11 protein-coding genes and 1 riboswitch are annotated in these 12,661 nt (G+C 57.3%); of the genes, 4 read left to right on the top strand and 7 right to left on the bottom strand.

Translation table 11 applies throughout. The annotated features are described in order from the left end of the window. Positions 1-9 precede the first annotated feature (9 nt). Positions 10-1,719, bottom strand: coding sequence for a ribulokinase (araB, locus tag AC2FAP_RS14105; RefSeq protein ID WP_059306546.1), 1,710 nt, complete (start codon positions 1,717-1,719; stop codon positions 10-12). A 336-nt stretch (positions 1,720-2,055) separates the two neighbouring features. Here araB and araC point away from each other — a divergent pair, with 336 nt between their 5' ends. Beyond that, positions 2,056-2,901: an arabinose operon transcriptional regulator AraC gene (gene araC / locus AC2FAP_RS14100; RefSeq protein WP_025205437.1), complete on the top strand. Its 846-nt coding sequence runs from the start codon at positions 2,056-2,058 to the stop codon at positions 2,899-2,901. 128 nt (positions 2,902-3,029) lie between these two features. After that, positions 3,030-3,797, top strand: coding sequence for a DedA family protein (locus AC2FAP_RS14095; RefSeq protein WP_014168607.1), 768 nt, complete (start codon positions 3,030-3,032; stop codon positions 3,795-3,797). Positions 3,798-3,824: 27 nt separating this feature from the next. Here AC2FAP_RS14095 and thiQ read toward each other — a convergent pair whose 3' ends face one another. The 4 genes from thiQ to sgrR all read right to left on the bottom strand — a co-directional run bounded on the left by thiQ (position 3,825) and on the right by sgrR (position 8,903). Next, a complete protein-coding gene (gene thiQ / locus AC2FAP_RS14090; protein WP_020882567.1) occupies positions 3,825-4,526 on the bottom strand; it encodes a thiamine ABC transporter ATP-binding protein ThiQ in 702 nt (233 codons plus the stop codon). Beyond that, the gene (thiP, locus tag AC2FAP_RS14085) at positions 4,510-6,120 is read right to left on the bottom strand and encodes a thiamine/thiamine pyrophosphate ABC transporter permease ThiP (protein WP_047955039.1); all 1,611 of its coding nucleotides are present in this window, start codon (positions 6,118-6,120) and stop codon (positions 4,510-4,512) included. Before thiP ends, thiQ begins: the two co-directional genes overlap by 17 nt. Further along, positions 6,096-7,079 carry a thiamine ABC transporter substrate binding subunit gene (gene thiB, locus AC2FAP_RS14080; RefSeq protein WP_047955040.1) on the bottom strand — a complete coding sequence of 328 codons (984 nt, stop codon included), beginning with the start codon at positions 7,077-7,079 and terminating at the stop codon, positions 6,096-6,098. Before thiB ends, thiP begins: the two co-directional genes overlap by 25 nt. 31 nt (positions 7,080-7,110) lie before the next feature. Further along, positions 7,111-7,211, bottom strand: a riboswitch (TPP riboswitch). A 36-nt stretch (positions 7,212-7,247) separates the two neighbouring features. Further along, positions 7,248-8,903, bottom strand: a complete 1,656-nt coding sequence (sgrR, locus tag AC2FAP_RS14075; protein WP_014168611.1) for an HTH-type transcriptional regulator SgrR — start codon at positions 8,901-8,903, stop codon at positions 7,248-7,250. 88 nt (positions 8,904-8,991) lie between these two features. Between sgrR and sgrT the strand changes: the two genes are divergently transcribed. Next, complete coding sequence (gene sgrT / locus AC2FAP_RS14070) at positions 8,992-9,144, top strand: glucose uptake inhibitor SgrT (protein WP_014168612.1); 153 nt, start codon at positions 8,992-8,994, stop codon at positions 9,142-9,144. A gap of 119 nt (positions 9,145-9,263) precedes the next feature. After that, positions 9,264-10,442, top strand: coding sequence for a sugar efflux transporter (locus tag AC2FAP_RS14065; protein WP_020882570.1), 1,179 nt, complete (start codon positions 9,264-9,266; stop codon positions 10,440-10,442). A 201-nt stretch (positions 10,443-10,643) separates the two neighbouring features. Here the strand turns inward: AC2FAP_RS14065 and leuD are convergent, their stop codons facing one another. Both leuD and leuC read right to left on the bottom strand, forming a co-directional pair. Further along, positions 10,644-11,249: a 3-isopropylmalate dehydratase small subunit gene (gene leuD, locus AC2FAP_RS14060; RefSeq protein ID WP_014168614.1), complete on the bottom strand. Its 606-nt coding sequence runs from the start codon at positions 11,247-11,249 to the stop codon at positions 10,644-10,646. 10 nt (positions 11,250-11,259) lie between these two features. Beyond that, positions 11,260-12,660 (bottom strand): 3-isopropylmalate dehydratase large subunit, encoded by a 1,401-nt coding sequence (gene leuC, locus AC2FAP_RS14055; RefSeq protein WP_020882571.1) that lies wholly within the window; start codon positions 12,658-12,660, stop codon positions 11,260-11,262. Position 12,661: the final 1 nt, after the last annotated feature.

The following is a 12,661-nucleotide window of genomic DNA, read 5'->3' as shown; positions in this document are numbered from 1 at the left end:
ATTGTGTCCTTAATGTGTCAGGGTTGCCGTAGTGTCCGCGGTGTGTTTGGCCGGGGCGGCGACAGGGAGATAGTGAAGTTCGGCGCTTTTTGCCCATTGCTGATAGCGCTGATAAAGCTGTTCAAAACGCTGCGCCTGCTGAGCACGCGGCTGGAGGGTATTTTCGACAGCGCTCGCCATGTGCTGCTGCGCGGTCGGGATATCGGCATGAACGCCTGCCGCAACGGCCGCGAAGATCGCTGCACCGAGGGCGCAGCACTGATCGGAGGCGACAATCTGCAGCGGACGGTTCAGCACGTCACAGCAGGCCTGCATGATTACCGGGTTTTTACGGGCGATGCCGCCCAGTGCCATCACGTTGTTGACGTCAATGCCCTGCTCGGTGAAGCACTCCATAATGGCGCGCGCCCCAAAGGCAGTTGCGGCAATCAGGCCGCCAAACAGCGCTGGCGCGTCGGTGGCGAGGTTAAGATCGGTGATCACCCCTTTCAGGCGTTGGTTGGCAAATGGCGTACGGCGACCGTTGAACCAGTCGAGCACTACCGGCAGGTGATCGAGAGAAGGATTCTTTGCCCACGCGGTGGTGAGCTGCGGCAAAAGCTGCTTTTTACTTTCGGCAATCTGGGTCTTCAGCTCAGGATGCGCCGCGGCCAGCTGATCCAGCGGCCAGCCCAGCACACGGCCAAACCAGGCGTAGATATCGCCAAAGGCGGACTGACCCGCTTCCAGGCCGATAAACTCCGGTACGACGCTACCGTCAACCTGGCCGCAGATGCCTTTTACCGCCCGATCGCCTACGCTGGCTTTATCCGCGGTAAGAATGTCGCAGGTAGAGGTGCCGATAACCTTCACCAGCGTGTTTGGCTGGGCGCCAGCGCCCACCGCACCCATGTGGCAGTCAAACGCCCCGCCGGAGATGGCCACGTTTTGCGGCAGACCCAGGCGCGTCGCCCACTCTTCACAAAGCGTACCCACCGGAATATCGGCGGTGAAGGTGTCGGTAAACAGCGGGTATTGCAGACTCTTGTTGATGACGGGATCGAGTTCATCGAAGAACGCCGCCGGTGGCAGGCCACCCCAGCTTTCATGCCACAGGGATTTGTGTCCGGCGCTGCAGCGTCCGCGGCGGATATCCTGCGGACGCGTGGTACCGGAGAGCAGGGCTGGTACCCAGTCGCACAGTTCAATCCACGATACCGCGGCCTGCGCAACGGATGCGTCCGCGCGGGTTACGTGGAGGATCTTGGCCCAGAACCATTCACTGGAGTAAATACCGCCGATGTAGCGCGAGTAGTCCGTTTTACCGGGCTGGTGACACAAGCGGGTAATGGCTTCGGCCTCTTCAACGGCGGTGTGATCTTTCCACAGCACGAACATGGCGTTTGGGTTATCAGCAAACTCCGGGCGCAGCGCCAGGACATGGCCTTCGGCATCCACAGGGGCAGGCGTTGAGCCGGTACTGTCGACGCCAATCCCGACGATCTCTGCCCGCTGGGCGTCGGTCAGTTCAGTCAGTACGGTTTTGATTGCCGCTTCCATCGACTCAATGTAGTCACGTGGATGGTGACGGAACTGGTTATTTGGCGCATCGCAGTAGCGCCCCTCTTGCCAGCGCGGGTACCACTCAACGCTGGTTGCTATTTCCTGGCCGCTTGTACAGTCCACTGCCAGAGCGCGAACCGAGTCGCTGCCAAAATCGAGGCCAATCGCAATTGCCATGGTGTTGCTCCATCAAAAAACAGGTATGAGAGAACATTAGAGACTGGAGGCGAAAATCGTCAGGCAGGATCCGCTAATCTTATGGACTAAATTGCTGTTGCAATAGAAAGTGTGACGCCGTGCAAATAATCAATGTGGACATTTCTGCCGCACTTATAGACACTTTTGTTACTGCTGATCTGCCCCCGTGGGCGGACAAATCAGGGGGAAAGGCTGAAACATGGCGGACGTAAAAGAGGCGTGATGCTTTTTGGATCTTTTCGCGGGCCATTTTTATACTGCTTTTATCGATATGGACAATTGGTTTCCTTCAGGACCCTTGGGAGAACTGAATCTATGGCCGAAACGCAAAACGATCCCTTATTACCGGGCTACTCGTTTAATGCTCACCTGGTGGCGGGGCTGACCCCTATCGAGGCTGAGGGATATCTCGATTTTTACGTCGACCGACCGCTCGGGATGAAAGGGTATATTCTGAACCTGACGGTGCGTGGGGAAGGGATTATCAAAAATAACGATCAGCAGTTTGTCTGCCGTCCGGGCGATATGCTGCTGTTTCCGCCGGGGGAGATCCACCACTACGGGCGCCACCCGGAGGCCAAAGAGTGGTATCACCAGTGGGTCTACTTCCGCCCGCGCGCCTACTGGCAGGAGTGGCTCTCGTGGCCGGCTATTTTTGCGCACACCGGTTTTTATCGCCCGGACGAGGTTCATCTGGCTCAGTTCCGCGAACTCTTTGCCCAAATTATTGAAGCGGGGCAGGCGGGTGGCCGGTATGCCGAACTGCTGGCGATTAACCTGCTTGAACAGGTGCTGTTGCGCCGGATGGAGGCGATAAACGCGTCACTTAATCCTCCGCTGGACAACCGCGTGCGCGACGCCTGCCAGTACATCAGCGACCATCTGGCCGACAGCCAGTTCGATATCGCCAGCGTCGCCCAGCATGTGTGTCTCTCACCGTCGCGGCTGTCACATCTGTTCCGTCAGCAGCTGGGCGTTAGCGTCCTGAGCTGGCGTGAGGACCAGCGTATCAGCCAGGCGAAGCTCCTGCTCAGCACCACCCGCATGCCCATTGCCACCGTGGGGCGCAATGTGGGCTTTGAAGACCAGCTCTATTTCTCCCGGGTATTTAAAAAATGCACCGGTGCCAGCCCCAGTGAATTCCGGGCAGGATGTGAATAAACGGTAAAAAAAGATAAACAAGCAGGTGAACTGTGGAAGCAACCTGTAAACTATTCAGACAATTGTTGTCTTGACGCGGTGCAGGGCGCTAAGCAGAATCCCTGATTCGTTTTCTGACCGGAATAGTTATGCAGGCATTGCTGGAACATTTTATCACCCAGTCCGTTATGTATTCGCTTATCGCTGTTGCGCTGGTGGCGTTTCTGGAATCGCTTGCACTTGTTGGGTTGATCCTCCCCGGCACGGTGATGATGGCGGGGCTGGGCGCGTTGATTGGCAGCGGTGAAGTGAATTTCTGGCAGGCGTGGATGGCGGGGATTATCGGCTGTTTGCTCGGCGACTGGATCTCCTTCTGGCTGGGCTGGCGCTTTAAGAAACCGCTGCACCGCTGGTCGTTCATGAAAAAGAACAAAGCCTTGCTGGATAAAACCGAACACGCGCTGCATCAGCACAGCATGTTCACGATCCTCGTGGGTCGCTTTGTTGGACCAACGCGTCCGCTGGTGCCGATGGTCGCGGGGATGCTGGATCTGCCTGTTGCGAAATTCGTGGTGCCGAACATCATCGGCTGTGTTTTCTGGCCGCCGTTCTATTTTCTGCCGGGGATCCTGGCAGGGGCCACCGTTGATATTCCTGACGGAATGCAAAGCGGTGAATTTAAGTGGTTGTTGCTGGCTACGGCCCTGCTGTTGTGGATCGCTGCCTGGTTGTGCTGGCGACTGTGGCGCAGCGCGAAAGCGAATGTTGATCGCCTGACGCGTTATCTGCCACGCTCGCGCCTGCTGTGGCTCGCGCCGTTAATGCTGGGGGTTGCCGTGGTGGCGCTGGTCGCCCTGATTCGCCACCCGCTGATGCCGGTGTACGGTGAAATCCTCTTGAAGGTGGTGAGCCGTTAATCTGTTTCCCTCTCCCGTGGGAGAGGGTCAGCCCGCACTGATGCCTAACAATGAAGACGCCCCTGCGTGACCGCTGAGCAGTTCCTCTGTGCCGCCATCCCAGGCAATTCGCCCTTCTGCAATGACCACCGATCGTGGCGCAATCCGCGCGGCATCCTCAATGCTGTGCGAAACCATCAGCATTGTCAGTTGCTGACGCTGGCACACGTCCTGCACCAGGGTAAGCATCTCCTGGCGCAAGGCAGGATCGAGTGCAGAGAAGGGCTCATCCAGAAGCAGTATGGGCTGCTCGCGCACCAGGCAGCGCGCCAGCGCCACCCGCTGACGCTGCCCGCCGGAGAGGGCTTCGGGGAGGCGATCAATAAACGCGGTAATGCCCATCTGAGCGGCAATCAGCTCCAGCTTCTGGCGCTGACCGTCGTTGAGTTTCAGGCCAGGATCCATACCCAGGGCGATGTTTTGCCGCACCGTCAGGTGCATGAACAGATTATTTTCCTGGAACAGCATCGACACCGGACGTCGGGCGGGTGGCGTGCGCGTATGGTCGCGGTTTTCAATCACTATCGACCCGCTCGCCGGTTGCAGAAAACCGGCAATCAGATTGAGCAAAGTACTCTTTCCGGCCCCGCTCGGACCCAGAACCGCAATCATCTCTCCCTGACGAACCGAAAGGGAGAAGCGCATTGGCAGATGCTGGTAGAGCCAGGTTACATCAGTCAGTTTTAACATTACGCCCCGGAAGTTTTTCGATAACGGTAAATAAGGCAAAGCAGAGCACCAGTAACAGCAGCGCCGTGACGGCTCCCTCCTGGCTACGATAGGAGCCAATTTGCTGGTACAGCCAGTACGGCAGGGTGCGGAAATCTTCATTACCGAAGAGCGCCACGACACCAAAATCACCAATTGAGAGCACACAGGCGAAGGCCAGGGCCTGGGCCAGCGGGCGTTTCAGCGCACGCAGTTCGATAATCTTTAGCCGCTGCCAGCCCTGCAGACCGAGCGACTGGCACAGCAGCGCGTAGCGGCTGTTGATGTCTCGCATCGGATTTTCCAGCACCTTCAGCGCGTAGGGGATCGCCATCAGGGCATTGGTGAAAATCACGATGCCGTCGGCGTTTTCCGGCAGGCCAATAGTGCTGTTGAACAGTAAAAAGAACCCCGTCGCCAGTACAATGCCGGGCATCGCCAGGATCAGCATGCCTGTCAGCTCCAGGGCGTGCCCGGCTTTACGGGCCTGACGCGCGTAAAGCTCGCGGCTGCTCCATAAAAGCATCATGGTCAGCATGACACACAGCAGCCCGGCGGCCAGCGCGATCCGCAACGAGGTCCACGTTGCCTGCCAGAGAACGGGCTGCTGCAACACGGTAACGAGATTCAGGTTCAGGCCATCGACGATGACGGCCATCAGCGGCGGAAGCAGCAGCAGCAGCGCCAGCGTGATAAGCAGCAGGTCAGCGATCCGGCTATGCATGCTGTCCTGCGGGTCGCGCCAGCCGGTTATCTGATTACTGCCCGGCGGGATGGCTTTGCTCAGACGCTGGCTCAGCAGCACAAGGCACAGGCAGCAAACCATCTGCACCATCGCCAGCAGCGCGGCGCGGCCGGGGTCATAGTCGTAACTGAGCGCCTGGTAAATTGCCAGTTCGATGGTGGTGGCCTGCGGGCCGCCGCCGAGTGAAAGCACGGTGGCAAAACTGGCGAAACAGAGCATAAAGATCAGAGCCGCAACCGGCGGGATCTGACGACGCAGCCACGGCCATTCGACCAGGCGGAAGAAGGATACGCCGCGCATGCCCAACTGGGCGGCAAGCTGGCGCTGTTCACCGGGGATGTTTTCCAGTGCCTGTAAAAAGAGTCTGGTCGCCATCGGCATATTGAAAAAGACATGCGCCAGCAGAATGCCCTTCAGTCCGTAGGGCGAGAAGCGCCACTCCAGACCCAGCAGGCTGAAAAGTAAAGCCAGCCACCCCTGACGACCATAGACGCTCAGGATGCCAAACACGGCCACCAGGACCGGCAGGATCAGCGTCATGGCGCACAGGCGCAGCAGGGCCTGCCTGCCGGGGAAACGGCGGCGATAAAGCGCGCGTGCCAGGAAAATGGCGGGGATAACCGACAGCAGCGCAGAGAGAAAGGCCTGCCAGAAAGAGAAACGGATAACGTGCCAGAGATAACTGTCGTGCCAGAGCGCGAACAGGTCGCTCTCTGGCGCGTTAAACCACAAGGCAAGGAATGCGCCCAGACTGACCGCCACCATCAATACGGCGGCGAGCAGCCCAGGAATTAACCAGCCGGGAATTAACGGCTGACGGCGCGTTGCCATTCACTTACCCATGCTGCTCGCTGCGCGGCAACCTGCTGAGGCGTAAACTCCAGCGAGGTTTGCGGTTTGGTCAGTTTCTCAAAGCCCGCTGGCAACGCCACGCTGGTCACGGGGTACATCCAGTTACCCGCTGGAATCGCGTTCTGGAATGCCGGGGAGACCATAAATTTCAGGAACTTCTCGGCCAGTTCGGGCTGTTTGCTGGATGCCGTGCGGGCTGCCACTTCGACCTGCAGATAGTGCCCTTCAGCAAAACTGGCGGCGGCGTAATTGTCTTTTTTCTCGGCGATGATGTGATAAGCCGGGGAGGTGGTGTAGCTCAGAACCAGATCACTTTCCCCTTTCAGGAACAGACCGTAGGCTTCGCTCCAGCCTTTTGTCACGGTGACGGTTTTGGCGGCCAGCTTCTGCCACGCTTGCGGAGCGTCATCGCCGTAGACTTTCTGCATCCACAGCAGCAGCCCCAGGCCTGGCGTACTGGTGCGAGGATCTTCATAAATAACGCGCCATTTCTGCTCGCTTTCGACCAGTTCCTTCAGGCTTTTCGGCGGGTTTTTAAGCTTGTTTTTGTCGTAAACAAACGCGAAGTAACCGTAATCGAACGGCACAAAGGTGTCGTCCTGCCAGCCGCCCGGGACGCTGACGGCATCGGTGGCGACGCCGCTTTTGGCAAACAGTCTGGTTTTCGAGGCGGCCTCCAGCAGGTTGTTATCCAGCCCAAGCACCACATCGGCTTTACTGTTTTTGCCTTCCATGCGCAGGCGGTTAAGCAGCGAGACGCCATCTTCCAGCGCCACGAACTTCAGTTCGCACTGACAGTCAGCTTCAAAGGCTTTTTTCACCACCGGACCCGGACCCCAGTCGGCTGAGAAGGAGTCGTAGGTGTAGACCGTCAGGACGGGCTTCGCGACAGCAGGGAGCGCAAACAGCGCCAGAAGGGGGAGAACTTTTTTTAACACTTTGCACCTCAAGGTTGAGTGGCAAAGGATTTTGAGTGACAGCCTCAAATCCCTTCGCCGGCGTTATCCGGATCAGGTTCGACGGGTATTATCTCAGCGCACATCAGTGATGCAGCACCCCGTTGAGAACGGCGCTATTGTAATGATTTGGCAAATATTACGAAAGTGTTATGGCTCCGGCGGCGAAAACCAGGCGGATTTAAAATCAAACCAGCCCAGCGTATTCATTCTGACACCGCGCATACTACGTTGCCCCTGGATCATCAGCCAGTGGTGGATCAACGGCACGATCGCTTGTTCAGCCAGCAACTGCTGGCACCATGAGGCCAGATTCATGTCGCCGGCGCGCCAGCGTGCCGCGTCCTGCTGCCAGTCCCGGTCTATGCAGTGCTGGATAAGCGGGACCTCATACAGGTGAGAGAAGAGCGAGAAATCAAGCGGCAGGGTAAAGTTGGCGCTGTTGAGCCAGATGTCGCTGACGATCTCCCCCTGATGCCATTCATCGTAATCCACCTCTTTGACATCCAGCCTCACCCCAACGGCGGCCAGCAGTCGGGTCATGATTCTGGCGATAAAGCGGTGTTCAACGTGCTCGCGATAGTAGGTCAGGGTGATGGACTCCAGCCCGGCGGGCTTGTCGCAGTATGTCGGGCGGGCGTGATGCCAGCGAGGAAGCAGACCATACGCCGGGAACCAGTAGGTCTGGTACTGCTCCTCCGCATGATAAATCAGGCTGGAGGGCGACAACACGTGGCTTATCCATTTACGCACCTCATGGTTTGCCCCGCGATGGGTACGGCTGTCGAACAGCAGGTAGTAGCACCCTTCTTCGAGCCGGCTCTCCACGGCCTTTTCGCCCGTGGTGGGCCCTTCCAGCGTCAGCCCGGCGCTCAGCTCTTCATTGAGATCCGGTAATACCCACACGTTCACTTCGTCGATCAGCGCCCGGTAGCCAAAATAGTCATCAAAAGCGCGGATTTTCAGCTGGTTGTTGTTATTGCGCGATACAGAGTAGGGGCCGGTGCCAATCGGCAGGCTGGCAAAATTATTCATCGATTCCCATTCACCGGGCAAAATCATCGACGGTACATAGCCCAGCAGCCACGGAAGCCATTTGTCCGGCTGAGACAGTTCAACATCCAGTGTCCATGCCGTAGGGGAGTGAACGCGTGAAATATGGGAATAGAGCGGTAGCGTGCAGGCGCGCTCTAAAGAGGCAATCACATCGACCATCTCCAGCTCGCGGCCGTGGTGGAAATGAATACCAGGACGTAGAAAAAAGCGCCAGTGAAGAGGAGAAAGTTGCTGCCAGTGGTGCGCAATATCCGCTTCCAGTTCCCCATTTTCCTCATTTATGCGCGTCAGGCCGCTGAATATTTGTCGGGCCATATGGGTTTCAGAGCGGCGTAACGCCGTGCCGGGTAACAGGTTTTTCATCGGTCGATAGTAGAGCACCCGCAGAATGTGGCGACCCTGACGAAAGCTGCGCCCGAGATGCGACACCAGCATCTGGCGTACTGCCGCTTTGTCCCCCACCAGCTGCACCAGCTGGTCGATGCGGTCCTGTTCCAGCAGGTCTTCCGCCCGCTGCTGCTGCAACGCCAGCCCGGTATACAGAAAGGTCAGGCGCGAGCGTTTTCCGCGACCCGCCTCGGCCTCCCAGTTGAGCCAGCCCTGCTGCTGCATGGTATTAAGCAGCGTGCGCATGTGCCGGCGCGAACAGCTGAGCAGGTCCGCCAGCTCGTTCAGCGTGGTCTCCTGCGATCGCCCCTCGCAGCATTGCCAGAGGCGGATAAATTGTTGTTGCAGACGACCAGAGGGCATAAAAGGGGAACTCCTGAAAAAAAATCAGCAATTTATTAATCCCTATATTAGGCCAATAATTCTTCCCGATGAAGTGAGGAGGTAAATTATGAAGAGGTCTACCGCACGTCAGTTTTATCAGCGTTATTTTTCAGCGACGCAGGGAGCGTCCTGGCTGGCCCGCCAGTGTGCAGAGCAACGGTTGAAAATCCTGGAAGATCTGATGCAGTGGGACGTTACGAAACCGACCTCTTCTTGCTAACTCGCCTCGATCATGTGTGACTGAGTATTGGTGCTTATCACCCGCCAGCAAAATGTTTTTGCTGGCTTTTTTCGTTTACTATTCACCCACTTTCGATTCGCTTTCACAAGGACTTGCGCATGCTCTGGTTGATGACGATGGGGCGACGCCTGAACGGCGTGTATGCCGCTTTTATGCTGGTGGCCTTTATGATGGGCGTGGCGGGGGCATTGCAGGCTCCGACGCTGAGCCTGTTTCTCAGCCGTGAGGTGGGGGCGCAGCCGTTTTGGGTGGGGCTGTTTTATACCGTGAACGCCATCGCCGGGATCCTGGTCAGTCTGGCACTGGCAAAACGATCGGACAATCGGGGCGATCGTCGCAAACTGATCCTCTTTTGCTGCGCCATGGCCGTGGGTAACGCGCTGCTGTTTGCCTTCAATCGCCATTACCTGACGCTGATTACCTGCGGCGTGCTTCTGGCGTCACTCGCCAATACCGCCATGCCGCAGCTGTTCGCGCTGGCCCGTGAATACGCGGATAACTCGGCGCGGGAAGTGGTGATGTTCAGCTCGGTCATGCGTGCGCAGCTCTCTCTGGCCTGGGTGATCGGCCCGCCGCTGGCGTTTATGCTGGCGCTGAACTATGGCTTTACCACCATGTTTTCTATCGCTGCCGGCATTTTTGTCATCAGCCTGATACTGATTGCCTTTGCGCTACCCTCGGTGGCGCGAGTGGAGCAGACGACCGATAAACCCATCACCCAGGTGAGCGGCTGGCAGGATAAAAACGTCCGCATGCTGTTTATCGCGTCCATGCTGATGTGGACCTGCAACACCATGTACATCATTGATATGCCGCTGTGGATCAGCAGCGATCTGGGGTTGCCGGACAAGCTGGCAGGGATCCTGATGGGGACGGCTGCCGGCCTGGAAATTCCGGCGATGATCCTGGCGGGTTATTACGTTAAGCGTTTTGGAAAGCGTCGCATGATGATCGTCGCCGTGGCGGCGGGAGTGCTTTTTTATCTGGGGCTGATCGTTTTCCATTCGCGCGAAGCACTGCTTGCGCTACAGCTGTTTAACGCCGTGTTTATTGGCATCGTGGCCGGGATTGGGATGCTCTGGTTCCAGGACTTAATGCCGGGACGGGCAGGCTCTGCCACTACGCTCTTTACCAACAGCATTTCAACGGGCGTTATTCTGGCAGGGGTGATTCAGGGGGCGTTGTCGCAAACCTACGGCCACGCGTCAGTGTACTGGATGATTGCGGCCATTTCCGTGGTGACGCTGGTGCTAACCTGCCGGGTAAAAGATGTCTGATTCTGAAAGGCTGCTTCACGCAATAAAACGATTTTCTGACAGGGTCTGAGAAGGCGCATAAAGTGCGTGGCATCAGCCTGAGGCTGTTTGCCTCAGGCTGATGCAAGAGGCAAACAGTGGTGAGTCCCACATCAATTAACACTGAGGGTGTACTGCACCCATTATGTTGGACGGTTGATCTTCACCGGGATGGTACGCAGCCTACCCCATAAACGCAGGCTGTTTTTGCTCATAGGCGGAGATGGCATCTTCGTGCTGCAGCGTCAGGCCAATACTGTCCAGGCCATTCAGCATGCAGTGACGACGAAAGGCGTCAATGCTGAAGCTGTAGGATTTATCACCCGCTTTCACCACTTCCGCTTCCAGATCCACTTCAAACGAAATCCCAGGATTTGCCTTCACCAGGGCGAACAATTCGTCCACCTGCGCATCACTCAGCGTCACCGGCAGCAGCTGGTTATTGAAGCTGTTGCCGTAGAAGATATCGGCAAAGCTTGGGGCGATAACCACTTTAAACCCGTAGTCGGTGAGCGCCCAGGGTGCATGTTCACGGGAAGAGCCGCAGCCAAAGTTTTCACGCGCCAGCAGAATCGATGCGCCTTTAAATTCCGGGAAGTTCAGCACGAACTCGGGATTGGGCACTTCGCCTTTGTCGTCCAGGAAGCGCCAGTCGTTAAACAGATGCGCGCCAAACCCGGTACGGGTCACCTTCTGCAAAAACTGCTTTGGAATGATGGCGTCAGTGTCGACGTTAGCGGCGTCCAGTGGGACAACCCGGCCCGTATGTTGGGTAAATTTCTCTGCCATGATTGTCTCCTTATTTCAGGCTGCGAATATCGGCGAAATGACCGGTCACTGCCGCAGCGGCGGCCATTGCCGGGCTGACCAGGTGAGTACGCCCACCGCGGCCCTGACGGCCTTCAAAGTTACGGTTACTGGTGGAGGCACAACGCTCGCCAGGATTCAGGCGGTCATTGTTCATGGCCAGGCACATGGAGCAGCCAGGCAGGCGCCATTCGAAGCCCGCTTCGATAAAGATCTTATCCAGGCCTTCAGCTTCCGCCTGGGCTTTCACCGGGCCAGAGCCCGGCACAACCAGCGCCTGAACGCCCGGTGCCACTTTGCGGCCTTTGGCAATCTCGGCCGCCGCGCGTAAATCTTCGATACGGGAGTTGGTGCAGGAGCCGATAAACACTTTATCAATGGTCACGTCAGTCAACGGAATGCCTGGCTTCAGACCCATATAGGCCAGCGCTTTTTCCGCACTGGCGCGCTCGACCGGATCGCTGAAAGAGGCCGGGTCAGGAATATTATCGTTAACGGAAATCACCTGGCCCGGGTTGGTTCCCCAGGTGACCTGTGGCGCAATGTCTTCCGCCTGCAGCGTAACCACGGTGTCAAACGTCGCACCATCGTCGGTTTTCAGGGTTTTCCAGTACGCAACCGCCTCAATAAAATCCTGGTCTTTCGGCGCGTGCAGACGGCCCTTCACATAGCTGAAGGTTGTTTCGTCTGGCGCAACCAGACCCGCTTTTGCCCCCATCTCAATGGCCATGTTGCAGAGCGTCATACGGCCCTCCATGCTCAATGCCTGGATGGCTTCACCGCAGAATTCAACCACGTGACCGGTGCCGCCTGCGCTGCCGGTTTTACCGATGATGGCCAGCACGATGTCTTTGGCGGTAATGCCCGGGGCCGCTTTGCCTTTCACTTCAATCTTCATGGTTTTGGCGCGGCCCTGCTTCAGGGTCTGCGTCGCCAGAACATGTTCGACTTCAGAGGTACCAATACCGAACGCCAGGGCCCCAAACGCGCCGTGGGTGGCCGTGTGGGAGTCACCGCAGACAATGGTCATGCCTGGCAGGGTGATGCCCTGTTCTGGCCCCATTACGTGGACGATACCCTGATACGGGTGGTTCAGATCGTAGAGCTCGACGCCAAATTCATTGCAGTTTTTGATCAGCTCCTGCATCTGGATACGCGCCATTTCGCCCGACGCATTGATATCTTTGGTTTGCGTGGAGACGTTGTGATCCATTGTCGCGAAGGTTTTACCTGGCTGGCGCACCGGGCGCTTATGCGCACGCAGTCCGTCGAATGCCTGAGGGGAGGTAACCTCGTGCACCAGATGGCGATCGATATACAACAGTGGGGTTTCGTTTGGTGCCTCGTAAACTACGTGCGCATCAAACAATTTTTCATATAACGTTTTCGCCATG

It is taken from the genome of Enterobacter cloacae complex sp. 394I7, from assembly GCF_057320345.1.
This window is presented reverse-complemented; position numbering and strand designations above follow the sequence as displayed.

Excerpts from the sequence above, each read along its gene's own strand:
- araB (WP_059306546.1), bottom strand. The coding sequence starts at position 1,719 with ATGGCAATTGCGATTGGCCTCGATTTTGGCAGCGACTCGGTTCGCGCT.
- araC (WP_025205437.1), top strand. The coding sequence starts at position 2,056 with ATGGCCGAAACGCAAAACGATCCCTTATTACCGGGCTACTCGTTTAAT.
- AC2FAP_RS14095 (WP_014168607.1), top strand. The coding sequence starts at position 3,030 with ATGCAGGCATTGCTGGAACATTTTATCACCCAGTCCGTTATGTATTCG.
- thiQ (WP_020882567.1), bottom strand. The coding sequence starts at position 4,526 with ATGTTAAAACTGACTGATGTAACCTGGCTCTACCAGCATCTGCCAATG.
- thiP (WP_047955039.1), bottom strand. The coding sequence starts at position 6,120 with ATGGCAACGCGCCGTCAGCCGTTAATTCCCGGCTGGTTAATTCCTGGG.
- sgrR (WP_014168611.1), bottom strand. The coding sequence starts at position 8,903 with ATGCCCTCTGGTCGTCTGCAACAACAATTTATCCGCCTCTGGCAATGC.
- sgrT (WP_014168612.1), top strand. The coding sequence starts at position 8,992 with ATGAAGAGGTCTACCGCACGTCAGTTTTATCAGCGTTATTTTTCAGCG.
- AC2FAP_RS14065 (WP_020882570.1), top strand. The coding sequence starts at position 9,264 with ATGCTCTGGTTGATGACGATGGGGCGACGCCTGAACGGCGTGTATGCC.
- leuD (WP_014168614.1), bottom strand. The coding sequence starts at position 11,249 with ATGGCAGAGAAATTTACCCAACATACGGGCCGGGTTGTCCCACTGGAC.
- leuC (WP_020882571.1), bottom strand. The coding sequence starts at position 12,660 with ATGGCGAAAACGTTATATGAAAAATTGTTTGATGCGCACGTAGTTTAC.